General features: G+C 60.7%; 27 protein-coding genes, 2 tRNA genes and 2 pseudogenes. 7 read left to right on the plus strand and 24 right to left on the minus strand.

Annotated elements, in window-relative coordinates:
• From fliS to H146_RS0112425, 4 genes and pseudogenes are all read right to left on the minus strand, one after another.
• On the minus strand, positions 1-426 hold the full coding sequence (gene fliS, locus H146_RS0112415) for a flagellar export chaperone FliS (protein WP_019952202.1): 426 nt from the start codon (positions 424-426) through the stop codon (positions 1-3).
• Between the two features lie 18 nt (positions 427-444).
• On the minus strand, positions 445-1,854 hold the full coding sequence (gene fliD, locus H146_RS0112420; RefSeq protein ID WP_019952203.1) for a flagellar filament capping protein FliD: 1,410 nt from the start codon (positions 1,852-1,854) through the stop codon (positions 445-447).
• A 1-nt stretch (position 1,855) separates the two neighbouring features.
• A pseudogene (locus H146_RS22370) lies at positions 1,856-2,203 on the minus strand (hypothetical protein); the annotation flags it as partial.
• 437 nt (positions 2,204-2,640) lie between these two features.
• Positions 2,641-3,024, minus strand: coding sequence for a histone-like nucleoid-structuring protein, MvaT/MvaU family (locus tag H146_RS0112425; protein ID WP_019952204.1), 384 nt, complete (start codon positions 3,022-3,024; stop codon positions 2,641-2,643).
• Between the two features lie 431 nt (positions 3,025-3,455).
• Here H146_RS0112425 and dinB point away from each other — a divergent pair, with 431 nt between their 5' ends.
• Positions 3,456-4,523: a DNA polymerase IV gene (gene dinB / locus H146_RS0112430; protein WP_033195707.1), complete on the plus strand. Its 1,068-nt coding sequence runs from the start codon at positions 3,456-3,458 to the stop codon at positions 4,521-4,523.
• A 12-nt stretch (positions 4,524-4,535) separates the two neighbouring features.
• Here dinB and purU read toward each other — a convergent pair whose 3' ends face one another.
• On the minus strand, positions 4,536-5,390 hold the full coding sequence (gene purU / locus H146_RS0112435) for a formyltetrahydrofolate deformylase (RefSeq protein ID WP_019952206.1): 855 nt from the start codon (positions 5,388-5,390) through the stop codon (positions 4,536-4,538).
• A gap of 134 nt (positions 5,391-5,524) precedes the next feature.
• Between purU and H146_RS0112440 the strand changes: the two genes are divergently transcribed.
• A complete protein-coding gene (locus tag H146_RS0112440; protein ID WP_019952207.1) occupies positions 5,525-7,165 on the plus strand; it encodes a ribonuclease J in 1,641 nt (546 codons plus the stop codon).
• A 144-nt stretch (positions 7,166-7,309) separates the two neighbouring features.
• Here H146_RS0112440 and H146_RS0112445 read toward each other — a convergent pair whose 3' ends face one another.
• From H146_RS0112445 to H146_RS0112500, 12 genes are all read right to left on the minus strand, one after another.
• Positions 7,310-7,618: an H-NS family histone-like protein gene (locus tag H146_RS0112445; protein WP_019952208.1), complete on the minus strand. Its 309-nt coding sequence runs from the start codon at positions 7,616-7,618 to the stop codon at positions 7,310-7,312.
• 191 nt (positions 7,619-7,809) lie between these two features.
• Complete coding sequence (moaA, locus tag H146_RS0112450; RefSeq protein WP_019952209.1) at positions 7,810-8,799, minus strand: GTP 3',8-cyclase MoaA; 990 nt, start codon at positions 8,797-8,799, stop codon at positions 7,810-7,812.
• The gene (moaE, locus tag H146_RS0112455; protein WP_019952210.1) at positions 8,796-9,248 is read right to left on the minus strand and encodes a molybdopterin synthase catalytic subunit MoaE; all 453 of its coding nucleotides are present in this window, start codon (positions 9,246-9,248) and stop codon (positions 8,796-8,798) included. The genes moaA and moaE overlap by 4 nt, the downstream gene beginning before the upstream one ends.
• Before the next feature lie 24 nt (positions 9,249-9,272).
• Positions 9,273-10,094: a cyclic pyranopterin monophosphate synthase MoaC gene (moaC, locus tag H146_RS0112460; protein ID WP_019952211.1), complete on the minus strand. Its 822-nt coding sequence runs from the start codon at positions 10,092-10,094 to the stop codon at positions 9,273-9,275.
• Between the two features lie 45 nt (positions 10,095-10,139).
• Positions 10,140-11,366, minus strand: a complete 1,227-nt coding sequence (locus H146_RS0112465) for a molybdopterin molybdotransferase MoeA (protein ID WP_169433485.1) — start codon at positions 11,364-11,366, stop codon at positions 10,140-10,142.
• On the minus strand, positions 11,359-11,946 hold the full coding sequence (mobB, locus tag H146_RS0112470; RefSeq protein WP_019952213.1) for a molybdopterin-guanine dinucleotide biosynthesis protein B: 588 nt from the start codon (positions 11,944-11,946) through the stop codon (positions 11,359-11,361). The genes H146_RS0112465 and mobB overlap by 8 nt, the downstream gene beginning before the upstream one ends.
• 57 nt (positions 11,947-12,003) lie before the next feature.
• Complete coding sequence (gene mobA, locus H146_RS0112475; RefSeq protein ID WP_211213331.1) at positions 12,004-12,606, minus strand: molybdenum cofactor guanylyltransferase MobA; 603 nt, start codon at positions 12,604-12,606, stop codon at positions 12,004-12,006.
• Positions 12,607-12,618: 12 nt separating this feature from the next.
• A complete protein-coding gene (gene upp, locus H146_RS0112480) occupies positions 12,619-13,248 on the minus strand; it encodes a uracil phosphoribosyltransferase (protein ID WP_019952215.1) in 630 nt (209 codons plus the stop codon).
• 116 nt (positions 13,249-13,364) lie between these two features.
• On the minus strand, positions 13,365-14,051 hold the full coding sequence (ung, locus tag H146_RS0112485; RefSeq protein WP_019952216.1) for a uracil-DNA glycosylase: 687 nt from the start codon (positions 14,049-14,051) through the stop codon (positions 13,365-13,367).
• On the minus strand, positions 14,048-14,542 hold the full coding sequence (gene gpt, locus H146_RS0112490; protein ID WP_019952217.1) for a xanthine phosphoribosyltransferase: 495 nt from the start codon (positions 14,540-14,542) through the stop codon (positions 14,048-14,050). The genes ung and gpt overlap by 4 nt, the downstream gene beginning before the upstream one ends.
• A gap of 12 nt (positions 14,543-14,554) precedes the next feature.
• Complete coding sequence (locus H146_RS0112495; protein WP_019952218.1) at positions 14,555-15,109, minus strand: adenine phosphoribosyltransferase; 555 nt, start codon at positions 15,107-15,109, stop codon at positions 14,555-14,557.
• 122 nt (positions 15,110-15,231) lie between these two features.
• Positions 15,232-15,843 carry a riboflavin synthase gene (locus H146_RS0112500; protein WP_019952219.1) on the minus strand — a complete coding sequence of 204 codons (612 nt, stop codon included), beginning with the start codon at positions 15,841-15,843 and terminating at the stop codon, positions 15,232-15,234.
• A gap of 30 nt (positions 15,844-15,873) precedes the next feature.
• Between H146_RS0112500 and H146_RS21425 the strand changes: the two genes are divergently transcribed.
• Complete coding sequence (locus H146_RS21425; RefSeq protein ID WP_156826801.1) at positions 15,874-16,167, plus strand: hypothetical protein; 294 nt, start codon at positions 15,874-15,876, stop codon at positions 16,165-16,167.
• 332 nt (positions 16,168-16,499) lie between these two features.
• Here H146_RS21425 and H146_RS0112510 read toward each other — a convergent pair.
• From H146_RS0112510 to H146_RS0112530, 5 genes are all read right to left on the minus strand, one after another.
• A tRNA-Val gene (locus tag H146_RS0112510) sits at positions 16,500-16,576 on the minus strand.
• A 55-nt stretch (positions 16,577-16,631) separates the two neighbouring features.
• Positions 16,632-16,708: transfer RNA gene (locus H146_RS0112515), tRNA-Val, on the minus strand.
• An 84-nt stretch (positions 16,709-16,792) separates the two neighbouring features.
• Positions 16,793-18,301: a glycerol kinase GlpK gene (glpK, locus tag H146_RS0112520; RefSeq protein ID WP_019952221.1), complete on the minus strand. Its 1,509-nt coding sequence runs from the start codon at positions 18,299-18,301 to the stop codon at positions 16,793-16,795.
• Between the two features lie 53 nt (positions 18,302-18,354).
• Complete coding sequence (locus H146_RS22375; protein ID WP_083920868.1) at positions 18,355-18,882, minus strand: aquaporin; 528 nt, start codon at positions 18,880-18,882, stop codon at positions 18,355-18,357.
• A 9-nt stretch (positions 18,883-18,891) separates the two neighbouring features.
• Positions 18,892-20,274, minus strand: a complete 1,383-nt coding sequence (locus H146_RS0112530; RefSeq protein WP_019952223.1) for a class II fumarate hydratase — start codon at positions 20,272-20,274, stop codon at positions 18,892-18,894.
• Between the two features lie 188 nt (positions 20,275-20,462).
• Between H146_RS0112530 and H146_RS21430 the strand changes: the two genes are divergently transcribed.
• Both H146_RS21430 and H146_RS0112540 read left to right on the plus strand, forming a co-directional pair.
• The gene (locus H146_RS21430; RefSeq protein WP_156826802.1) at positions 20,463-20,660 is read left to right on the plus strand and encodes a hypothetical protein; all 198 of its coding nucleotides are present in this window, start codon (positions 20,463-20,465) and stop codon (positions 20,658-20,660) included.
• Between the two features lie 52 nt (positions 20,661-20,712).
• Positions 20,713-21,132, plus strand: a complete 420-nt coding sequence (locus tag H146_RS0112540) for a secondary thiamine-phosphate synthase enzyme YjbQ (RefSeq protein WP_019952225.1) — start codon at positions 20,713-20,715, stop codon at positions 21,130-21,132.
• A gap of 7 nt (positions 21,133-21,139) precedes the next feature.
• Here the strand turns inward: H146_RS0112540 and hda are convergent, their stop codons facing one another.
• On the minus strand, positions 21,140-21,841 hold the full coding sequence (hda, locus tag H146_RS0112545) for a DnaA regulatory inactivator Hda (protein ID WP_019952226.1): 702 nt from the start codon (positions 21,839-21,841) through the stop codon (positions 21,140-21,142).
• A gap of 162 nt (positions 21,842-22,003) precedes the next feature.
• Between hda and purM the strand changes: the two genes are divergently transcribed.
• Positions 22,004-23,086: a phosphoribosylformylglycinamidine cyclo-ligase gene (gene purM, locus H146_RS0112550; protein ID WP_019952227.1), complete on the plus strand. Its 1,083-nt coding sequence runs from the start codon at positions 22,004-22,006 to the stop codon at positions 23,084-23,086.
• A gap of 5 nt (positions 23,087-23,091) precedes the next feature.
• Complete coding sequence (purN, locus tag H146_RS0112555; RefSeq protein WP_019952228.1) at positions 23,092-23,808, plus strand: phosphoribosylglycinamide formyltransferase; 717 nt, start codon at positions 23,092-23,094, stop codon at positions 23,806-23,808.
• A gap of 163 nt (positions 23,809-23,971) precedes the next feature.
• Here purN and H146_RS21745 read toward each other — a convergent pair.
• Positions 23,972-24,212, minus strand: a pseudogene (locus tag H146_RS21745) (IS3 family transposase); the annotation flags it as partial.

A 24,212-nucleotide genomic window follows, 5' to 3' on the forward strand; every position in this document is an offset into this window, starting at 1 on the left:
TCAGGCCTGCGCTGCCGAAAAGGGAGACTGCTGCGCCGCTGCCTGCGGGCCGATCTCCTTCCAGGCACCGGCGATATCGGCCATGATGTGCTCTATCCGGTCAAGCAGTTCGACATCCCTGGTACGATTGACCTTCACCAGCGAGCGGCTGACGAAGTCGTAGAGCGAATAGAGGTTCTCGGCGATCTCACCGCCCTTTTCAAGATCAAGAGCGTTCTTGAGACCGTTGTCGACGATATTGATGGCCTTGGAGAGAGCGTTGCCACGAGTCGCAATGTCACCATTATCCAGCGCCCAGCGCGCCTTCTTGATGGCCGCCAGCGCACCGTCGAACAGCATGACGATCAACTGGTGGGGCGAAGCACTCATGACACCGGTTTCAACGCCGACCGACGCATAGGTGCTGGCTCCCTTGGGTGAATACATGGCGAGTACCTCCGGTGATTAACTATTGCCTGAAGACGGATTGTTGAGCATGCCCAGCTGCTGCGTCAGATAGGACTGAGTGCTGTTCATGCGCGACATGATGCTGTCGAGCTGCTGAAACTGGGTACGATAGCGCTCGATAGTCGCCTCGATTGATTCCTTCATACGCTGACCGCGCGCCTCAAGCCGATCCTGAGCGCTCTCCAGTCCGGAAGTGGCTCTGCTAATGGCACCATCATCGGAGAGCATCTGCTCGATACGGCTATCCAGTTGCGTGGCGATACCCGGTGCCTCTTCGGTACCGGAAAAAAGTGCCCGCAGCCCATCGGGATCGTTGGCGATCGCCTCGTCGAGCTTATCCTCGTCGATTTCGAGCTGACCGCGCTTGTCGGCACTAAAGCTGGAAGAGAAGCTGATGCCGGCCTCGAACAGGTAGTTCATGCCCTCCCCGCCTATCCGGCTATTCAGCTCGTCACGAAGACTGGACTGCAGATTGCGCACGGTGCTGTTACCGGTCAGCACTCCCCCCTTGAAATCCTCACCCTCACCGGTACTTTTGGTGGTCTTGTCGATGCTCTTGTCCATCGCGTTCCAGGCTGTGACGAAATCCTTGATAGCGGTCTTCAGACTCTCGTCATCACGGCCCACTTCGACCCGGTTGGGAGAGTCGGCCTGCGTCGTTTCGTTCAGGGTGAGCGTGACGCCCTGGATGGCATTTTCCACGGTATTGGACTGGCTGGTAATTGCGATACCGTTGACGTTCAGTTGGGCATTCTGAGCCTGAACAGAAGTGTCCAGATTGCCGCCATTGGCGCCGAACAGGTCTGCCATGCCACCACTGGCGGCAGAAAGCGTCGATGCGGCCTGCGTGCCCGTCTCGTTGGAGGTCAACACCAGCCGCCAGGGGGTGGCGGTATCACCCGAAGCGGCACCGCCATCGTTGACGAGTGAGGCCGTCACCCCGGCACCGGAGGCGTTGATCGCATCGCGCACTTTCGACAGGGAACTCCCCTCTTCAATGGTCACTTCACTACCGCCGGAGAACGTCAGGGTTCCGCCCGAAAAGGTCGCATCCCTGGCGTAGCCATTATTGGTGACCTGCGACTGCGCCCTTGCCAACTGGCTCACCGTGACGTCGAAGCGACCGGCAGAGGCCGTTTCAGTCGTTTCGGCGGTCACCGCTGACCCGGTCACCTTGGCGTTGAAGGTATTGAAGACCCCGTCATCACCGTTACTCAGCTTCTGAGCGGCGCCCTGAAATTTCTCCAGCGCCGAGGTAATCTGACCGAAAGCTGAAATCTGGGTTTTATTGGTATTGATCTGCTCTGCAATTGGCAGCAGGCGCTTCTGTTCTGAGCTTTTCAGCGAATCCAGAAGTGACTCCAGGTTAAGACCGGCACCGATACCCAGCGTTGGAATACCCGACATTTTAAAATCCTCCCAAAGCGGCACTAAACGTGAAAGTGGCGTCAATGAACCATCTGTTGCCTACCCTATCGGCAGAAGGCGGCGAAGGTTTACAGCCAGCGCGATTTTTTTCACGCTTCGTCCCTCTTCTGCGCACCGGCGTCGACTCGACCAGCCGAGCGTATAACGCTTCGCTGCCCAGCGCCACGAGGGCGGGGTTAATCAGCGTATCGCGGCGGTTGTAATCGATCGCCGGGCCGGGTGTAGCGCTTTCCACGTCCAGCCGACACAGCATACCGCCCGCCCTCTCAACGATGATCTGCCCCGCAGCAGTGTCCCGCTCGCAGGTAGGACCAAAGCGCGGATAGCCGTCAGCATTACCTTAGGCAATACGACAGAATTCAAGCAAGCTGCCCAGACCCTGCCACTGCCAGGGCAACAGCCTCCGTCGGTAATACGGACGCGATGTGAACGGTCGCCAACAAACGCGAACGAGTTGCTCGCTATGCCATAGGGGCAGAGTGAGTTGGGCAACCGCGCTCGCTGCGATAAACCTCCATGACGACATCTGAAAGTTTTACAAGCTCTGCATTGACATCCCGGGAGCGCTTGAAGCTCGCTGTTCGGCACCACCGCTGGTTACATTATATTTCTCGGTATCTGTCAACAAAAACCCCGAACACTTCGAAAGTGTCCGGGGTGTACAGGATGGCTCAACTGCTGCCAAAGGCCGTGGAAAACCAATTATTTTTTGGCAGCGCAGCACGAGCAAACTCTCATTCGGCCTGTATCAGGCACAAACAGCGATTATTCGGTTCGCTCAAGCCACTGTTCGACCGTATCGTTACCGTACTGCTCTTTCCACGCCTTGAGCGTTTTCTGATTGCCGCCGCGGGTTTCTACAACCTCACCGTTGTGAGGATTGCGATAGATCTTGAGCTTGCGCTTGCGCCGACCACCGGACTGAGCCGAAGCCGATGTTCCACCGCGGCTACCGGTCTGCTCGGCGCCGGGATCGAGGATGGAGATAACTTCAGCAGAAGACTTGTTGTGCTCCTGCATCAGGTTTTCAAGCTTCTGCTTGAACTCCAGCTCCCCCTGCAGGCGTTGATCCTGTTCCAGCTGCTGCAACTCATCCCGAAGTTGCTTGAGCAGCTGCTCTTTTTTCATGTATTCGTTCAGCAGGGACATTCCGACTACCTCTTCCGTAGAACTCTGGATGACGTTTCAAAAACGGCTCGAATCACACGTTTTTCGAAGTCTGTTGAGACACCGATCAAGATTATATGACAAGACCCGTTTTTTTTAAAGCAGAAACCTTCAGCATTAAAGCAAAGTACCGCGTGGCTCGTGGCAGGCCACTCTGTTGATGCGGGCCAGAAGAAATAACGTAGATTGTACACCCGGCGCTGGCGCAGCGTGGTGACCCGAAATCGATAAAATTATAGACTGAGGCTATAGCACTTCTCCTATATTGGTTATTGCAGATCCCATGCTCGCAATGCTGATTTCAATATTTTGAAAAATGCCGCCCCGTGTCGCTATTGCTATAGCGAAGCGCTGCCGGGGCGGATACCATGAGATCATGGACATTTATACAGCCTTTGGCCGACCGCAACGCTATGCGCAAGATCCTTCACGCCGACTGTGACTGCTTCTATGCCGCTGTCGAAATGCGCGACGACCCGAAGCTTGCCGACATACCGCTGGCGGTTGGCGCAAGCGTTGACAAGCGGGGCGTGGTCGCCACCTGCAACTATCCGGCACGCGCTTTCGGCATCCGCTCGGCCATGCCCATGGCCCGAGCCATGCGCCTGTGCCCTCACCTGCACCGCATCAGCCCCGACTTCGACAAGTACCGCCGGGTTTCCGCTGACATCCAGTCGATCTTTCGCGTTCTTACACCGATTATCGAGCCTCTGTCGCTGGACGAGGCCTTTCTGGATGTCACCGACGTCAACCATTTCAGAGGCAGCGCCACCTGGATGGCCAGGTGGCTGAAAGACGAGGTACGCCGCCAGGTAGGTATCACACTATCGGTAGGGGTGGCGCCCAACAAGTTCCTTGCCAAGATCGCCAGCGACTGGAACAAGCCGGACGGTCTTTGCGTTATCACCCCGAATCAGGTCGATAGCTTTATCGAAACGCTACCCGTCGACCGACTGCACGGCGTCGGCCCGGCGACTGCAGGCAAGCTGAAGGCGCGTGGCATCGAGACCTGCCGCGATCTCGCGACGCTCAGTCTGTCTGCCCTGATGGATGACTTCGGCAAATTCGGCGTGCGCCTGCATGAACTGGCACGCGGTATCGACGAACGGCCGGTAAAAATCGAGCGTGAGCGTAAATCCATCAGCGTTGAAAATACCTTCGATCATGATCTGCCGGATATGGCCGAGTGCCGCGAGCATATCGTGGCGCTGGTCGAGCGGCTGGAAGATCGCATCGCACGCTATCAGCACCCGGCACTCAACAAACTGTTCGTCAAGGTACGCTTTGACGACTTCTCCATTACGACTCTTGAAACGGCGGGGCAAACGCCGGCACTGGACCAGTTCCTGCCGCTTTTCGATGAAGCATGGCAGCGCGCCGCGCGTCCGGTGCGCCTGCTGGGCGTGGGCGTGCGACTGGTTTCCGAGGATGCGCGCCGCCAGCTGGGACTTTTCGAGCCTGCCAACCCCGACGACAACTGACCCGGGGCAGATTCAGGCGAAGACCACCGTTCGGTTGCCGTCGATCAACACCCGGTCCTGTAGATGCCAGCGCACACCGCGGGCCAGCACGGCCTTTTCGATATCCCGCCCCAGTCGCACCAGATCGCCGGCCGTATGGCAGTGCGTTACACGCTGAATGTCCTGCTCGATAATGGGGCCGGCATCAAGATCCTCGGTCACGTAGTGACAGGTGGCACCGATCAGCTTGACGCCACGTTCGTGCGCCTGGTGATAGGGTCTGGCACCGGCAAAGGACGGCAGAAAGCTGTGGTGGATATTGATGATACGCCCGCTGTAGCGACGGCACAGCGCGGGAGGAATGATCTGCATATAGCGCGCCAGTACCAGCGTATCCGCCCCGCTCTCCTCCACCAGTCGCTCGATCGCAGCAAACGCCTCGTCGCGGTTTTCGCCGCCAACCGGCACATGGTGCCAATCGAGGCCATGCCACTCGACCAGCGACCTCATCTCTTCGTGATTGGAGATTACGCCGACGATATCGCACTCCAGCTCACCGGCCGTCCAGCGATAGAGAAGGTCCACCAGACAGTGTGACTCCTTCGATACCAGGATCATCAGCCGACGCCGGCGCTCTTCTCCATCGCGCCAGCGCCACTGCATCTCGAATGCATCGGCAATGGGCTCGAAATCACGACGGAAGGTGGCACTGTCGACCGTCATCGCCCGGGCATCCACCTCGTAGCGCATGAAAAAGCGCCCCGACTCCAGGTCGGAGTGCTGATTGGCCTCGGTGATCGAGCCGCCCTTGTCGGCGATGAAGGAGGAGACACGGGCAACGATACCCAGACGATCGGGACAGGTAACCACCAGACGACAGAAAGACATGGCCTTCACAGTGTTTGTTGAACGGGAACTTTGATAAGCAGGAATTGTAGCGAATTCAGTTGCTTTTGGGCACGCTTCGTTGTGGCTGCAACATGCGTTGCGTATAGTTGAAACAAACCCTGATCGGATCCGTCATGGCACAGACACGCGTACATATTCGTCCACGCCGCCGCTCCGAACTGGAAATCATCCCTCTCGGCGGCTGCGGCGAGATCGGCATGAACCTGACGCTCTACGGATTCGAGTCGCGCTGGATCATCGTCGACTGTGGCATGACGATCCGCCAGGATCTACCCGACACGCCGCTGCAGCTGCCCGATATCGAAGCGCTCGCTGAACGCGATATTCATCCCGAGGCACTGATACTGACGCACGGCCATGAAGATCATCTCGGCGCGCTGGGGTGGCTCTGGCCGCGTCTGGGCTGCCCGATCCATGCCACGCCACTGGCAGCAGGGCTGGCGCGGCAGAAACTGGTTGAAAAGGGCCTGGCGACCGGTGCCCTTCGGGTATTTCAGCCCGGCGATGCTTTCGAGGCCGGCCCCTTCTCGATCACCACCATGGCGGTTACCCACTCCATTCCGGAGAGCGTTTCGCTGCTGCTGGAGGTCGACCGTCACCGCGTGCTGCATACCGGTGACTGGAAACTCGACCCCGAGCCACTGATCGGCCCGGCCACTCGGCAGGATGATTTCACCGCCATCGCGCCGGTCGATCTTCTGGTGGGCGACTCCACCAACGCGCATACAGAAGGCTGGTCGCGCAGCGAAAGTGAAGTGGCGGGCACTCTTGCGCAGGCGCTCGAAGGTCTCGAGGGGCGCGTGGTGATCAGCTGCTTTGCCAGCAACCTGGCCCGTATTCGCGCTATCGGCCGGGCGGCCACTCGCCAGCATCGCCGCATCGCGCTGCTGGGGCGGGCGATGGAGAAAATGGTGCGGCTGGGGCGTGAACTGGGCTATCTCGACGATTTCCCCGAGCCGGTGCCACTTTCGGATATCGGCTACCTGCCTCGCAAGGAAATTCTATTGCTCGCCACCGGCAGTCAGGGCGAGCCGCGCGCCGCCCTGTCGCGGCTGGCGATCAACCAGCATCCGGTCGTCGAGATCGAGCACGGAGATTGCGTCCTTTTCTCCTCCCGCACCATCCCCGGCAACGAAGAGGCGGTCGAGCGACTCAAACACGCTTTTCGTCGTCAGGGCGCCAGCGTACTGAGCGAGGACAATCTTGCCGGTCTGCACGCTTCGGGCCATCCCGCACGCGAAGAGCTGCGCCGCTTGTATGGCTGGCTACGTCCTCGACATCTACTGCCGGTGCATGGAGAGCAAGCCCATCAGCAGGCCCATGCTTCGCTAGCAAAAGAGCTGGGTATCGGCATCGATCTACTACCGCAAAACGGGCAACACATACAGTGGAACGGCAAGCGTCTACAGCTTGCCGAACAGTGGACGCTCTCCCCGCAGCTGGTTTCCCAGCGTCGCCGTCAACATCGTGATGACAGGCGTCACGATGCCACTGTGCTGGTGGTGCCGGTCTCCCGCGAGCCCGATAGCGAGCGCTGGACACGCATCGGCCGGCTGATGATCGACAGCAGCATTGATGCCTTTATCGATGAACGAACCCTGGGCGATTGGGTCGATCGTACCCTCGAAGCTCTGGAAGCGCCCTCGACCAACGAACTCTCCCACCGTCTCGAAGAGCACGCAACGCACTGGCTACAGGAGCATTTGCGCCACTCATCGAAAGTGGTGGTGGATGTGGTCGACGCCACACCCTGATACGATGCGAAGCTGGCCAGGCTTTCCTTGCCGCAGCCGGTCTGCGACGACGTTGCGATTAAAAAAACAGGCGGTGCCTACTGGCACCGCCTGCTTCATTGCGGCGTAGTGTATAGCGCCGCCCAACGCCCTCGCCGAACCGGCTTACCCCTGTTCGCTACCACTGCCCTTGGGCGGACGGCCGCGCCGCTTGCGGGGTTGATCGCCACCCACCAGGTCATTGACCGACAGGCCGGCATCGCTCATCGCCGCGCGGATTTCGGCAAGCTTTTTCTCCTTTTGCGCCTCTTCCTGCTGACGCTGACGCTCTTCATCGTGCTTTTGCGCCATGACCTCGTTGATGATTTCGGAGAGCTTGCCAAGCTGCTCCATGCTCAATTGGCGTGCTGCCGCTCTGGCAACGTTCTTGTTACGGGCAATTTTTTCGAGAGTTTCGCTCGACTCGTTTGACATGAAACGCTTCCTTTTGCGGTCGACTTAACATGACTCACATTATATACAACCGACGGCAGTTATCAATTTCGCCGAATCCCTTCTACAAAAATGGCCGGTTAATAGCGGCCAGAGAGTGCCGTTTTCAATGCCGATTGCGGGCAGCCAATGTATAAAGCAGGGAATTTTCAACGACAGATTGCCATAACGGCTCAGCCGCCTGTCATGTTCATGAAACGTACGATCTGCACATCACCGTCGGTTGTGAAGTGGTGGCGATGCGGCTTGAGCGACATGGCATCGCGGATGTGCTGCTTGAGCGGCTCGATGTCGCTTGGGTGTTCGCGAATCACAGCGCGCAGATCGGTGGAGTGCTCATTGCCCAGACACAGCAGTAGACGCCCTTCACAGGTCACTCGAACCCGGTTGCAGCTGTCGCAGAAGTTATGACTGTGCGGCGATATGAAGCCGATTCGCGAATCGCTGTCGGCCATTCGATAATAGCGTGACGGTCCACCCGATTTTTCCGCAGAATGCAGCAGCGGATAGCGACTTTCGATAATCTCGCGAACGTCGTCGCTGGAGCAGAAAGTCTCCGCACGGCCGTGGTCGGAGACATCACCCAGCGGCATCTCTTCGATGAAACTGATATCGAGCCCCTCGTGCCGCGCAAATTCGACCAGATCGAGCACTTCGTCGTCATTGCGGCCCTTGAGAATCACCGCATTGAGCTTTATGCGCTCAAAGCCCGCTTCTTTCGCGGCGCGGATGCCGTCAAGCACACGCTCGAGACTTCCCGTTCGCGTCAGTGCCCTGAAGCGCTCCGGGTCAAGAGAGTCGAGACTGATATTGAGTCGCTGCATGCCGGCACGACGTAGAGTAGCCGCATGACGACGCAGTTGGGCACCGTTGGTGGTCATGGTGAAATCGTGCAGACCGTCGAGCTGGCCGATATTTTCCACCAGCTCGCCAATGTTGCGCCTGACCAGCGGCTCCCCGCCGGTCAGACGAATCCTGTCCACACCAAGCTCGGTAAAGGCTCGCGCCACCATGGTCAGCTCCTCGATAGAGAGGACCTGGTCACGCGGCAAAAAGGTCATCTCTTCGCTCATGCAGTACACGCAGCGAAAATCGCAGCGATCGGTCACGGAGATACGCACATAGCGAATGCTGCGATTAAAGTCATCAATCAGTTCGGTCATGTCTGCTCCCAGCGTGACAGCGACGCCAGATCGCTGCCACGCTCGCGGACCCAGTACGCCCCGCTGGCGGTATGTTCTTTTTTCCAGAAGGGTGCCCGGATTTTCAGATAATCCATAATAAAGGCGCAGGCATCGAAAGCGTCCTGACGATGCGAACTGGCCGTCAGAACCGCTACGATATTGTCGCCCGGCACCATGTAGCCAATACGGTGCACCACCAGCGCTCTTTCGATACGCCAACGCGACTGTGCCTGCTCGACAATCGAACCCAGCGCTTTTTCAGTCATACCGGGATAGTGTTCAAGCGTCAGCGCCTGAACATCGGGCGATTCGTTGAAGTCGCGTACGCGACCGATAAAGCTGACCACGGCACCCAGCGATGTGCTCTCACCTGCCACTCGCTCGTGCAGTTCACCGATATCGAAAGGCTGCTGCTGTATAATGATCATGCTCGAGCTCCTCCGACGGCGCTATCAGCCTCCGGTAACCGGCGGGAACAAAGCCACTTCGTCACCGGCATTCAGTGCACTGTCGCCCTGCACCATGTCGTGGTTAATAGCGCACAGCAGACGGGGCTGATCGAGCGCCTCGGGATGGCTGACCCGCTCGCTCACCCACATCTTTAATGCCGATAGTGTAGGTGACGATAGTTGCCCTGGTAAAACGCTCAATTTTGCCACTCCCAGGCGCTCTCTCAATTCAGCAAAGAAGCGAATTTCGATGGCCTCTTGATGACTTCCCGGCGCAGCCTCGTGACGCTTCGATGGGGTCGCCAGTATTTCGTCGTCGTCGGCTGTCGTATCGGCATGGATCTCGCCCTCGTGGCGACGCTGCCACTCACCCGAGCGTCCGCCACTTTTGCGTTCAAGACGCACCTCGCCGATCTCCATACCGCGATCAACCGCCTTGCACATGTCATAAAGCGTCAGACAGGCGACCGAAGCGGCGGTCAGCGCCTCCATCTCGACACCGGTCTGCGCGGCAAGACGGCACATTACGCGCACGCCGACACTCGAGGTATCGCGGTCGATATCAAAATCGACGCTCACCTTCGAGAGCATCAGGGCGTGGCAAAGTGGTATCAGTTCATGGGTGCGCTTGGCCGCCTGAATACCGGCGATACGCGCTGTTGCCAGGACGTCGCCCTTGGGCAGCTCGCCGTCGACCAACTGCTCGAGCGTGGCCGGCTGCATGAAGATACGACCGGTTGCCACGGCTTCACGCTGGGTCGTCGACTTGTCGGTAACGTCCACCATGCTCGCTTCGCCGCGCGCATTAAGATGGGTCAGCGTCATAGGAAGTCTCCACACAGTAAATAATCGGGCACGACTGAGTAACCGCTAGAGAAGTGCGTCGAGAGGCAGTAGCGCGACCAGCGTGCCGGCATCAGCACTCTCTACGTCTTCGGGCAGCTCGATCAAACAGTTGGCAAGATAGAGCGAACTGAGGCGGTGTGATCCCTGTTCGGCCAGAACACCAACCCTCACGTTACCCGAGTCATCGATATGGTAGCGACCGCGCAGCAGGTCAAGGCGTCCCTTTCGGCCGTGAAGCGGCGCTTCGGTGACCGCCCACCAACGTTGCGGATGCCAGTCGGTGCGGCCGGCGAGACAGCGCACCAGCGGCTGAACAAAGCGCTCCAGAGTAACCAGCGCCGCCACCGGATTACCCGGCAGCCCAAAAAAGGGTCGCCCCATCAGGCTGCCCAGCGCCATCGGTTTGCCCGGCCGAACCGCCACTCGCCATGCGCTGACCTCACCCAACCGGCCGACGGCGCGGCGCACCAGATCGGATTCGCCTTTGGAGATGCCACCTGAAGTGATCACCAGATCGGCATCGACAACAGCGCGAGAAAATGCCGCAACGCACTGCTCGACACTGTCGGCAAGCGTGCCGCCGTGGACGACATCGGCACCCCAGCGCTCGAGACAGGCGGTCAGACTGAAACCGTTGGCATCGAAAAGAGTGCCGTCATCGCTCTCCTCGGCATTTGGCCTACGCAGCTCGTCACCGGTGGAGAAAAGCGCCACCCGCGGGCGGCGATGGACCACCACCTCGGCCAGCCCCAGCGACGCCAGCATACCCAGTCGCGCCGGGCCGAGCGGCGTGCCGGCTTCGAAAACCCGCTCACCGACGGCGATCTCCTCGCCGGCATAGCGTACGTGCTGGCCGACACTCGGCGACTCGACCATCTCGACATCATCGCCATCAAACGAGAGCCGCTCAACCATCTCGACGCTGTCACACCCCTCAGGCAACGGCGCACCCGTGGTGATACGTACAGCTTCACCGCGCAACACGCGACCACACCAGGGGTGACCGGCGAGCGCCTCTCCCACGATGCGCAGGCGACGGGGCGACGCCGCCGCGAAGGCGATACCATCCATGGCCGCGGCGGTATAGCGTGGCAGCGCAAAGGCAGCCAATACCTCGCGCGCGAGAATCCGGTCACGGGCAAGGCGTAACCCGAGTGTTTCGCTACCCACCGGCGCTGGCGTCAGTGCAGCGACACGTGCCTGCATGGCGGCCACGCTGATCAGCGTATCCGACTCGAAACAGTCACTCATCATGCGCCCCGCAATGACCGTTCAGGGAGTCGCGCGGACCCTGGCGCATGACATCCCAGCGTGCCGGCCAGGCCATCAGCCAGTTCAAAAGCTGCTGATGGTCGTCAAGATCCAGCCGCTCGACATCCTCAGGCAGAGCCACATCGCCGGTCGTTGCCACCGCGCGAACCCAGCCGTCATCGAAGGCGCGCAGCGATTTACCGACCGCCTCGCGATAGAGCTCGAGCTTGGGAATCGGTGACTGCTTGAAACCTTCGATCAATATCAGATCGGGACACAGCGGTCTGACCTGTTCGAGCAGCATGGCGAGATCGGGCTCATCCCGCCCCGGCGTTTCCATCATCAGTGCAAAACGCCGCCCGGAGGCGACCAGCATGGGGGTTGCGCCCGCCTGGCGCAGGCGATGACTGTCCTTGCCGGGCACGTCGACGTCGAAATCGTGATGCGCATGCTTGATGACCGCTACCGACAGGCCGCGGGCGCGAAGCGCCGGCAGCAGCGCTTCCAGTAGCGTGGTTTTGCCGGTACCACTCCAGGCGGCAATGCCCAGTAGCGGCGTCGATATCTGCTTGAGTTCCATAGGTCGGGCTGTCCATCGGCAGATCGGCGGGCTATCGATACGACACCGGATATCGGTTCAGGCGCGTGACGCCTCCCGTTCGATAAAAGCGTCGCGGTCTTCGGGTGTATTGATATTGACAAAGGCCTCGGCGTCGTCAAACAGGCAGGCGTGTCCATGATGCCTTGCGTACCAGCGATCGATGCGCCGCTCGCCCCCCGCCAGACAGTGCGATAAATCATCCGCCAGCTCACGCCGCATCAATGCAATGACCGGATGATGGCGCAGGTGGTCACGGGCATGGACGATATCGGCACCTTCGGCCTGCATTCTAGACCACAGCGTGGAGGCCAGCCTGAAGGGCAGCCGTGGCGTATCGCAGGGCACCATCATCACCAGTGGTGTTTCAGCGTTTACGAGACCGGCGTGAAAGCCCGCCAGCGGCCCGGCGCTGCCGGGAAAGATATCCGTCACCAGCGGATAGCCCAGCGCTGCCCAGCGCTCCGGGTTGCGATTGGCGTTGATCACCAGCGCCTCGACATCCGGCGCCACCCGCTCGATTACCCGCTCGGCCAGGGTACGGCCGGCCAGCGATACCAGCCCCTTGTCGACGCCACCCAGCCGCCGCCCCTGACCACCGGCCAGCAGCACGGCGGTAATCGGCGGACGTGCTTCGCTCAAAGCACCCATCGCTCAGCGCGTACCGAACAGCTTATCGCCGGCATCGCCCAGTCCGGGCACGATATAGCCGTTGCTGTCGAGGCCTTCGTCGACGGCGGCGGTGTAGAGCTCGATCTCGGGGTGTGAACGCGACACCCGCGCAATACCTTCCGGCGTCGCGACCAGCACGATCACCTTGATTCTCTGACAACCTTTCGCCTTGAGCATATCCAGAGTCGCCACCATCGAGCCGCCGGTAGCCAACATGGGATCGATAACGATTGCCAGACGCTCGTCGAGGTCCTGCACGAACTTCTCGAAATAGGGCACCGGCTCCAGCGTTTCCTCGTTGCGGTAGAGCCCCACCACGCTGATTCGCGCACTGGGCAGCAGCGTGGTTACGCCATCGAGCATACCCAGCCCGGCGCGCAGAATCGGCACAATGGTAACCTTCTTGCCCTTGATCTGTTCGATGCGAATCGGCGTGCCGTTCCAGCCCTCGGCCGGCTCTTCCACCAGCTCCAGCCCCTGGGTCGCCTCGTAGGTCAACAGCGTGGCCAGCTCATTGGCGAGCTCACGAAAGTGCTTGGTGCTGATCCCGCCGCTGCGCAGCAGGCCCAGCTTGTGTTTAACGAGGGGGTGATCGATCGTGTGCACGTTCATCGGCATCCAACCTGTGGCGAGGGGCCGTCGCGGATCGCGCGGCGACTCGGGAAAAAGGAACGCGCTCATTCTACTGCGCTGCAGGGGCGGGGTTAAGAACAGCGTGTCATGGCAACTTATGGCGTCTCGGGCAGTCGCCAGTCGATGGGAGGTTCACCCTTTTCGGCCAGAAAGGCGTTGGCACGCGAGAAGTGGTGACAACCGAAAAAACCCCGATGCGCCGAAAGTGGCGAAGGATGCGGCGCGTGCAGTACCAGGTGGCGCGAGCGATCGACAAAGGCGGCCTTTTTCTGCGCGTAGCTGCCCCACAGCAGAAAAACGACGTGCTGACACTGCTCGTTGACGGCAGCGATGGCGCGATCGGTGAACGTCTCCCAGCCCTGACCGCGATGCGAGGCGGCCTGCCCGCGCTCGACGGTCAACACACTATTGAGCAACAGCACCCCCTGACGCGCCCAGCTCTCGAGAAAGCCGTGATTCGGTGGAGTAAAATCGACGTCATCGCTTGCAAGCTCACGATAGACGTTGCTCAGCGAAGGGGGAATGGCCACGCCCGGGCGTACCGAGAAGCAGAGCCCGTGCGCCTGGTCCGGCCCGTGGTAGGGGTCCTGCCCCAGCACCACCACCCGAACCTTCGACAGCGGCGTCAGCTCAAAAGCGCGAAACCAGTGCTCGGAAGCGGGATAGATCACGCGCTTATCATCCTTCTGCTGGCGCAGAAAGGCGCGCAGCGCCTGCATGTAGGGCGTTTCGAACTCGCCGTCGAGATGTTGACCCCAACTCGAGGGTAGCGGCGAACTCATGACGACTCTCCTCGCGAGCGCAGCTGATCGACCAGCGGCTCGACAAAAGAGATGCCGGTATCCCACGGGAACTGAATCCAGCTGTCCTGCGACACCTCGGTCAGATACTGATCCACCAGCGGCCGGCCATCGGGCTTGGCATAGACGGTGACAAAATGCGCCTTCGGCAGCATCCGGCGTACTGCACCGGCGGTTTTGCCGGTATCCACCAGATCGTCGATCAGCAGCCAGCCATCACCGTCGTGATCGATGCCCTTGAGCACATCGAGACGGCCCTGCGCCATTTTGTCGTAGCTGCTGATACAGACGGTATCGATCAGACGGATATCCAGTTCGCGAGCAATCAGCGCCGCCGGAATCAGACCGCCCCGAGTGATCGCCACAATACCCACGAAATCACGCTCGACAAGCTGATGGCAGAGCGCGCGCACGTCGCGATGCAGGCGATCCCAGGTAATGGTGAAGTAGTTACGATAGCGCTCGCTGCTCATCGACCTGTCCCGTCATTCTTCGTCTTCGGTAAAGGTGCAGGCGGCAAAGACGCCGTAGCCCTCGTTGCGAATCATGTCGCCGCCGCCCAGCTCGGGCAGATCGATAATCGCGGCGGTTTCGACGATCACCCCGCCACTGCGCTCGATCAGGCGCGCCGCCGCCAGCATGGTACCGCCGGTGGCGATCAGATCGTCGACCAGCAGGATGCGGTCGCCGCGCTGAAAGGCGTCGGCGTGCAGCTCGACGGTGGATTCACCGTATTCGAGCTTGTAGGTTTCGCTGATGGTCTGAAACGGCAGCTTGCCTTTTTTGCGCACCGGCACGAAGCTGCAGCCCAGCTCATAGGCGAGCGGCGCGCCGACAATAAAGCCGCGCGCATCGATAGCAGCAATGGCATCGATATCCAGCTCCTGATAGCGATGTACAAAACTGTCGATCAGTTTGCGAAAGGCCGAACTGTTCTGCAGCACCGGCGTGATATCGCGAAAGTTGATACCGGGTTGCGGCCAGTCCCTCACGGTGCGAATCACCGACTTGATATAGTCGCCGTAGATGCTCGTCGCCACCTTGCGTCCCCTCTTCACCCGGATGAATTGTTCGCTGACAGGAAAACGACCGGCACAAACCGGTCGCGAATTAACGCCATCCTAACCGAAGGCCCCTATCGGTTCGAGCCCGAGGCATGCGCTCAATGGCCGCGCTCGGCCATAACGCGCTCAACGGTGTCGACAATGGTCTGCGTCTGCGGGTCAATCTCGATATTGAGGCGGTCGCCGGGCTGGCGCTCGCCGATCACGGTGCGCGCCAGCGTATCGGGAATCAGATTGACGCAGAAACGATCGCCGCGTACCTCGCCGATGGTCAGGCTGATACCGTCGATGCCGATGTAGCCCTTGTCGAACAGATAGCGTGACCAGTGCGACGGCAGCGACAGCCACAGACGACAGTTGTTGGGCGACTCCTCGCGCTCCTCGAGCTGCGCGCTGCAGACGATATGGCCCGACATGGCATGGCCGCCAATTTCGTCACCGAAGCGGGCAGCACGTTCGATGTTGACCCGATCGCCGACATCGAGATCGCCCAGGTTGGTCAGCGCAAGCGTCTCGCGCATCAGATCGAAGCTGACCCGCCGGCCCTCGATAGCAGTGACGCTGAGACAGCAGCCGTTGTGCGCCACCGAAGCGCCGAGCGCCAGCCCTTCCAGCAGCGGTTCGGACATCTCGATCACATGACGATGCAGCCCCTCGAGGCGTTCGATGGCGACCACAGGGGCCACTGACTGGACGATTCCGGTAAACATGGATTTCCCGACCAGGAGTTGAAAGACGCCATGATCGCCTGGCGTCCTCCGGCTCGGCAACCGCAGGCTCAGCGCGGCAAAGGGTCATTGAAAGCCATGGGCAAGCTCCTCGATAGACTGCGGCAAAATATTCGTCGACAGCAGGCCAGGCGAAAGGCACCGTCATCGCGCGAGCTCGATGCTCGCCGATCAGCTCGACAACAGTTCTTCGAGGCGACGCGAAACGTGGGCGTTATTGTGCTCGCCACCTGCTTCACGGCAGGCAAGAGCATCACCAATCCGAGCGTTACGCCGGCTGGGGCGCCCTATACGGGCTCGGATTGATATTGACTGGCTGCATCGGCTACGCTTTATCTCAAAAGCGGGCCGCCTCAAACGAGTGAGGTATCGATATAGAATTACTACTGACAGCGCCGCTGGCCGTAATGTTTGTTATCTGCATCATCATGATCCTGAACCAGCAGCGTGAAAATCACGGCAAGCCGTCGCTGACGGACAGTGTGATCAACTGGATCGCCAGAAAAATCGTCTGACAGCAAAATGAGAGAGACAAGGGCCGCGATGCGGTCCTTTTGCTGTCATGCCCCGCCGTTTGAAGAATCCACAGAAAAACGTGCAAAAGAAAGGCCCCGCCGTTTTGGCGGGGCCCTTGAAACTGGTAGGACCGAGCGGATTTGAACCGCTGACCTCCACGATGTCAACGTGGCGCTCTAACCAACTGAGCTACGGTCCTGCAAGGACAGGGTTGAAAGCGTCGCCACCACCTCAATAGTGTACGCCGAGGCGATTGGTAGGACCGAGCGGATTTGAACCGCTGACCTCCACGATGTCAACGTGGCGCTCTAACCAACTGAGCTACGGTCCTGCCCCGTTTCAACGCTGCGCAATTGTACGGATTTTTGTGTGTCACGCAACCTTTACCCACGCCCATACCGCTGACCGAGAGCGACTATGACGCCACCCGGTAACCCATGGTCGCCTCCACTGCCTTTTTCCACCCGGCGTAGAGCGCCTCGCGCTTCTGCTCGCTCATTTCCGGTTCAAAACGCTGCTCCAGCGCCCACTTCTCGGCGATCTCCTCGCGCGATTCCCAGAAGCCCACCGCCAGCCCGGCGAGGTAGGCGGCGCCCAGCGCGGTGGTTTCACTGATCTCGCAGCGCAGTACATCAACGCCCAATATATCGGCCTGGAAGCGGGCCAGAAAGTTATTGGAGATCGCGCCGCCGTCGGTACGCAGCTCGGTCAGAGCAATATCGGCATCGGTCTGCATGGCCCTCAGGACATCGGCGCTCTGGTAGGCGAGAGACTCTACCGCCGCGCGAATGAAGTGCTCCTTGGTGGTGCCACGGGTCAGACCGAACATCGCACCGCGCACATTGGAGTTCCAGTAGGGCGCGCCCAGGCCAGTGAAGGCCGGCACCAGGTAGACACCGTCGTTGTCGCCGGCGCGCTCGGCGTAGGCTTCCGAGTCTGACGCCCTGCCCAGCATACGCAGGCCATCGCGCAACCACTGAATGACCGAACCGGCGACAAACACGCTGCCCTCCAGTGCATATTCAAGGGTGCCATCGACCTCCCAGGCCACGGTGGTGAGCAGGCCATTATCGGAGGGCATCGCCTCGGTGCCGGTGTTCATCAGCGTAAAACAGCCGGTGCCGTAGGTGTTCTTGGCCATGCCGGGCTCGAAGCAGGCCTGGCCGAACAGCGCAGCGTTCTGGTCACCCGCCATACCGGCAATCGGCACCTCATGACCAAACAGGTACTTGGGCAACACATTGCCGTAAACCTCGCTGTTCGACTTCACCTCGGGCAGCATGCTCTCGGGCACGCCGAACAGCTCCAGCAGTTCCGGGTCCCACTTGCGCTCGCGAATATTGAAAAGCATCGTGCGCGAGGCGTTGCTGACATCGGTGACATGCACTTCGCCGCCGGTCAGATTCCACACCAGCCAGCTGTCGACCGTGCCAAACAGCAGCTCCCCCTTCTCGGCCCTCTCCCTGACGCCGTCGACATTGTCGAAAATCCACTGAAGCTTGGTGGCAGAGAAATAGGCATCGATCACCAGACCGGTCTTGTCGCGGATCATATCGGCATGGCCGGCTTCGCGCAGCCTGTCGCAAATCTCGGCGGAGTGGCGCGACTGCCATACGAGGGCGTTACAGACCGCATGACCGGTATTTTTATCCCAGACAACGGTCGTCTCGCGCTGGTTGGTAATGCCCAGCGAGGCGATTTCGGAGACATCGATTTCCGAGTTGTTGATGACTTCTGCCAGGGTCGTCAGCACGCTGGTCATGATCTCGCGCGGATTGTGCTCGACCCAGCCCGGCTGCGGGAAGATCTGCTCGAACTCGCGCTGGGCGATGCCCACAACCTTGCCATCATGATCAAAAAGCATCGAACGTGAACTGGTCGTACCCTGATCGATGGCGAGAATGTACTTCTGTTGCTTGCTCATGATTATCGACTCCTCGGTGGGAATGGCACAGGAGGCATGGCCTCGTGGATGACTCAATAGATGTAGGCCACCAGGGCAGCCAGCACGCTCCCGATGACCGGGCCGGCCACCGGCACCCAGGCGTAGGCCCAGTTATTGCTGCCCTTGTGCCTGATAGGAAGAACAGCATGCGCGATGCGCGGACCGAGATCACGCGCCGGATTGATCGCATAGCCTGTCGGACCGCCCAGCGAAGCACCGATTGAAACGACCAGCAGCGCCACTGCGAGCGGCCCCAGCCCGCTTGGGGTATGACCGAACATGATGATGACGAAGATCAGCACAAAGGTGCCCACGATCTCGGTGACCAGATTCCACCCATAGGACCTGATGGTGGGGCCCGTCGAGAAGGTGGCGAGAATAGCGCCGGCATCCTCGGTGTCGTCGTACTGTTTCTTGTAGGTCAGATAGCAACGAACAGACCGCCGAGTCCTCGACGGATTACAGCCCGATACACTGACCTCTCCCGACTCGACAACGCCCGTAAAAGCCCGTAAAAACAGAGAGCCCGCTCGAAAACGGGCCCTCTGTTGCCTTGCCAGCGGGTCGCGCTATGACTCCTGAATACCGCCGCGGGTCAGTTTGGCAGGATCGAGATAGCGCTCCAGTTCCTCGCGGGAGAGATCGGTCTCCTCTTCTGCCACCTCGATGATCGGGCGCCCTGCCTGGTAGGCCTTCTTGGCCACGCGCGCCGCCTCGTTGTAGCCCAGCACCGGATTGAGCGCCGTCACCAGCACCGGATTTTTCGCCAGCGGCGCCTCGATGTTGTCACGACGCACGTTGAAGGTCGCGATCGCCCGATCGGCCAGCAGTCGCGAGACGTTATTCAGCAGCTCGATGGAACCCAAAACGTTATGCGCCATCAGCGGCAGCATAACGTTGAGCTGGAAATTGCCGGACTGACCGCCAACGGTTACCGCAGCGTCATTGCCGATCACCTGCGCCGCCACCTGGGCGGCCGACTCGGGAATCACCGGATTGACCTTGCCCGGCATGATCGAGCTGCCCGGCTGCAGCGCTTCAAGCTCGATCTCGCCCAGCCCGGCCAGTGGCCCGGAGTTCATCCAGCGCAGGTCATTGCTGATCTTCATCAGCGCGCAGGCGTAGGCCTTGAGATGGCCGGAAAGTTCGACGGTGGCATCCTGCGAGCCAAGCGCGGCAAAGAAACTGTCGGCCGGCGTAAAGGAGAGCCCGGTCTGTTCGGCGATTCTTTTGGCGAAACGCTCGGCGAACTCGGGGTGGGCATTGATACCGCTGCCCACTGCGGTGCCGCCCTGGGCGAGGCGCAACATGCGCTTCATGCCATCTTCGAGACGCTCGATCGACTGTGCCACCTGATTCGACCAGCCGCCCAGCTCCTGGCTCATACGCACCGGCATGGCATCCATCAGGTGAGTCCTGCCGGTCTTGACCACGTCATCCAGCTCGGAGGCCTTGCTGTCGATTGTGCTCTGCAGATGCCTGAGCGTCGGCAGCAGGCGCTCATGAAGCGCCATGGCGATCGACACGTGAAGTGCAGTGGGAATGGTGTCGTTGCTGCTCTGGCCCATGTTGACGTGGTCATTGGGCGCCACTTCCAGATCGGCACGGGAAGCGAGATGAGCAATCACCTCGTTGACGTTCATGTTGGTCGAGGTGCCCGAGCCGGTCTGAAAGACATCCACCGGAAACTGGCTGGCGTGTTCACCGCGAATGATCGCATCGGCCGCCTTGACGATCGCCAGCGCACGCCCCTCGTCCAGCAGCTCGAGATCCAGGTTGACCTCGGCCGCGGCACGCTTGACCCGCGCCACGGCGGCGATGAAGGCGGCCGGTAGCGGCCGGCCGCTGACCGGGAAGTTGTTGACCGCACGCTGGGTCTGCGCACCGTAGAGCGCCTCCATCGGTACTTCGAGCTCACCCATGCTGTCCTTTTCGGTACGGGTCTGACTCATTGCGTTCTCCTGTCGAATGGGATGGCGTTATGCGTTCAGTGACACAGCCTGCGCCGGAATTCAATGCGGAAACCCTGCCCGCGTCCACACGGACGATACCCTTGCGCAAGCGTAAGCGCTTTTCAACTAGTATCGTTCACTCCACCAGCGCCTGCAGCCGATCCGGGTAGTTGGTGAACATGCCATCGATGAGCGATGACCTGAAAACCTTCCAGCAGTTGCCGACCGCACTGCGACGCATCGGACTGCGCCATGGCCGCACAAAACGCGAGAACAAGACAGCGTCGAGCTGCTATCGTCATAGGGAAACCTCTTTTTTGTCGTTTGATGGCCGCTCGGCGGCACCCGCCTTCACCGATGCTCGTCAGGACCACGACGGCCAATGACTTTTCATAACGATGACTTTTCATAACATAGTTGAAAGGGTAGACAACCAGTATGTGGCTACAGAAGGAAATCAGCCTGAAGCCCCGCTCACGCGGCTTTCATCTTGTCACCGACGAGATTCGCGCCGCGCTCGACGAGCCAATGCAGATCAAAACCGGCGTGGCGCACGTCTTTATTCAGCACACCTCGGCCTCGCTGACCCTCAACGAAAACGCCGATCCCACGGTGCGCGCGGACTTCGAAAGCTTTTTCAATCACGCCGTGCCGGAAAACGAGCCGTACTATCAGCACACCTTCGAGGGCAGCGACGACATGCCTGCCCACCTCAAGGGCAGCCTGCTGGGTTTCAGCGTGCAGATTCCGATCACCAACGGGCGCCTTAATCTGGGCACCTGGCAGGGCATCTATCTATGCGAACACCGCAATCGCGGCGGCAGCCGGCGGGTAGTGGTGACCGTCCACGGCGAATAGGCCGTCTCTACCACTCCAGCGCCCGCTTGACGAAGGGGATGGTCAGCTTGCGCTGAGCGGAGAGCGAGGCGCGATCAAGGCGCTCGAGCAGCGTCATCATTTCGGCCAGCCGGCGCGGGCCGCGGTGGAGCATGTAGCGTGCCACGTCTTCCGGCAGCTCCATGCCGCGCTGATGAGCACGCAACCGAAGCGCTTCAAGGCGCGCGTTATCGTCGGGTAGCTGCAGATGAAAGGTCATCCCCCAGCCCAGTCGCGAGGCAAGATCCGGTAGTTCGACCGGCAGCGTGCGGGGCGATGACCCGGCGGCAATCAGCAGCCGCCGATGAGCATCGCGCAGGCGGTTGAAGCAGTGAAACAGCGCCTCCTCCCAGCGTCGGCGACCGATCACCTGCTCGAGGTCGTCGATCGCCACCAGGTCCAGCGCCTCGAGATCCTCCAGCATATGGGGCGGGAAGTGCCCCAGATCGTCGAGCGGCAGATAGAGCGCCCGGGCACCGCGCTCGCTGGCCTCCAGACAGGCCGCCTGCAAAAGATGTGTACGGCCGCTGTCCGGCGGCCCCCACAGATAGATGAACGGCTCGCCGTCATCATCGAGCTGACGACGCAGCTGAGACACCAGGGCTGCATTGCCACCGGGCCAGAAGCCGTCGAAGTTGGCGTCGTCGCGTACGCCGACACCCAACGGAAGCTGCAGGGAGTCAGGTTTCATCACATCCCTCGACGTGGAGCATGTCTGCACACTACCACGAACCGCTTGCGCACGGGCAGTGCCCGGCACAATGCGACCGCGCCACCCCGATGCTACAATGGCCGCCCCGAAGGGCGTGGCGCTGCGCGCCCTCCTCCCAACCCGCGATTACAGGACTCCGATATGACCGAGCCGTCATCTGGTGACTCTCGAACCCCAGGGCTCTCCTACAGGGATGCCGGTGTCGATATCGACGCCGGCAATACTCTCGTCGAGCGTATTCGCCACGTGGCCGGCAGCACCTCGCGTCCCGAGGTGATGGGCGGGCTGGGCGGATTCGGCGCGCTCTGTCAGCTGCCCAGCGGCTATCGGGAGCCGGTGCTGGTATCAGGTACCGACGGTGTGGGCACCAAGCTGAAACTGGCGATGGCGCTGGGCCACCATGACACCATCGGTATCGACCTGGTCGCCATGTGCGTCAACGATCTGGTCGTCGCCGGCGCCGAACCCCTGTTCTTTCTCGATTACTACGCCACCGGCAAACTCGACGTCGATATGGCCGCCGATGTGGTCACCGGTATCGGCGAGGGATGCCGGCAGGCCGGCTGCGCGCTGGTGGGCGGCGAAACGGCGGAAATGCCGGGTATGTATCAGGGCTCGGACTACGATCTGGCCGGTTTCTGCGTCGGCGTGGTGGAAAAGTCCGCCATCCTCGACGGCTCCCGGGTCAGGGAGGGTGACGCCGTGCTGGGGCTGGCCTCAAGTGGACCGCACTCCAACGGCTACTCGCTGATTCGCCGCATTCTGGAGCGCAGCGGCGCCGACCTGAATACCGTCCTCGACGACGGCATGACACTGCGCGATGCCCTGATGGCGCCTACCCGCATTTACGTCAAACCGCTGCTGGCACTGCTGCACGACAGTGATGTTGCCGTGCACGCCCTCTCCCATATCACCGGCGGCGGCCTGCTGGAGAACATCCCGCGTGTGCTGCCGGAGGGCAGCGGTGTCACGCTCGATACCGCAGCCTGGCAGCGCCCTGCCGTATTCGACTGGCTGCAGCACGAAGGCAACATCGGCGAAGAGGAGATGTATCGGGTGCTCAACTGCGGCATCGGCATGATCCTGGTCGTTCCCGAAAGTGACGTTGAGCAGGCATATTCGCGCCTCGAGGATATGGGCGAGATCGTCTACCGGCTGGGCCGGGTGCAGGCCTGCGGCGACGATGAACCGCGCGTGCAGCTCGCCCATGCATCGGTGGAGTGATCGCCATGGCACAGGATGAACAGCAGGAGGACACGTCGCCGGTCGAGACACCCGACCGGCGCCGGCTGGTGGTACTGATTTCCGGCAGCGGCAGCAATCTGCAGGCCCTGATCGATGCCGCCGAGCACGACGAGCTGGGCGGCGAGATCGCCGCCGTGGTGAGCAACCGAGGCGACGCTTACGGGCTGGTACGCGCTCGCGACGCGGGTATTCCGGCGGTAGTGCTGCCTCATCATGAATACGAGTCACGCGAGGCCTTCGACGCTGCGCTGGTCAAGGTGATCGACCGCCATGCCCCGGACCTGATCGCGCTGGCCGGCTTCATGCGTATTCTGACACCGGCCTTTGTCAATCGTTATCACGGCCGGCTGCTCAACATTCACCCCTCGCTGCTGCCCGACTACCGCGGCCTGAATACCCACCGCCGGGTACTGGCCGACGGCGAGCGCGAACACGGCGCCAGCGTGCACTTCGTCACCGATGAACTCGACGGCGGACCGCTTATCGTGCAGGCCGCCGTTCATGTCGAAGACGACGATGACGCCGAACGCCTTGCCGCCCGGGTGCTGACCCGTGAACACCTCATCTACCCCATGGCCGTGCGCTGGTTCATGGAGGGGCGTCTGCAGCTTTCGCACAGCGGCGTACGCCTCGACGGCCAGCCGCTACCCGCCGGCGGCCTGCGGCTGGCGCCGGACGACGTCAGCGACGAGGACCTCTGACATCCTCGGTCAGTTGCAGGGCGCTGTCTGAAAAAAGCGTAGATATGAAAAAGCCCCGGTCCATGCGGACCGGGGTTTTTTGTGACCTGCCATCCCTGGCGGGCACCCTTTGGGCCGCCCGGAGCCTGTCAACATAGTTGGCACATTAAATGACTTCGGCTCTTTAAAATCCTGCGGCTTGTGGCACCGGGTTCCGCTCGGGATTGAGGTGCACCACATCCGGCAGGCTGAGCTTGCGGATGTCGCCCGACCAGCGCTCCGGGTGACGCTTTTTCGCCGCCTCGAAGACCTCACGACGCTGCGCCAGGATGCCTTTGGCCTCGCCGTTATGGCGCTGGCTCGGTGTGACGTAGCGAAGCGCGCTGTGCCGGTGCTCGTGGTTGTACCACCGGGTAAATTGCTGA

This window comes from Kushneria aurantia DSM 21353 (genome assembly GCF_000382245.1).
Taxonomy (GTDB): Bacteria; Pseudomonadota; Gammaproteobacteria; order Pseudomonadales; family Halomonadaceae; genus Kushneria; species Kushneria aurantia.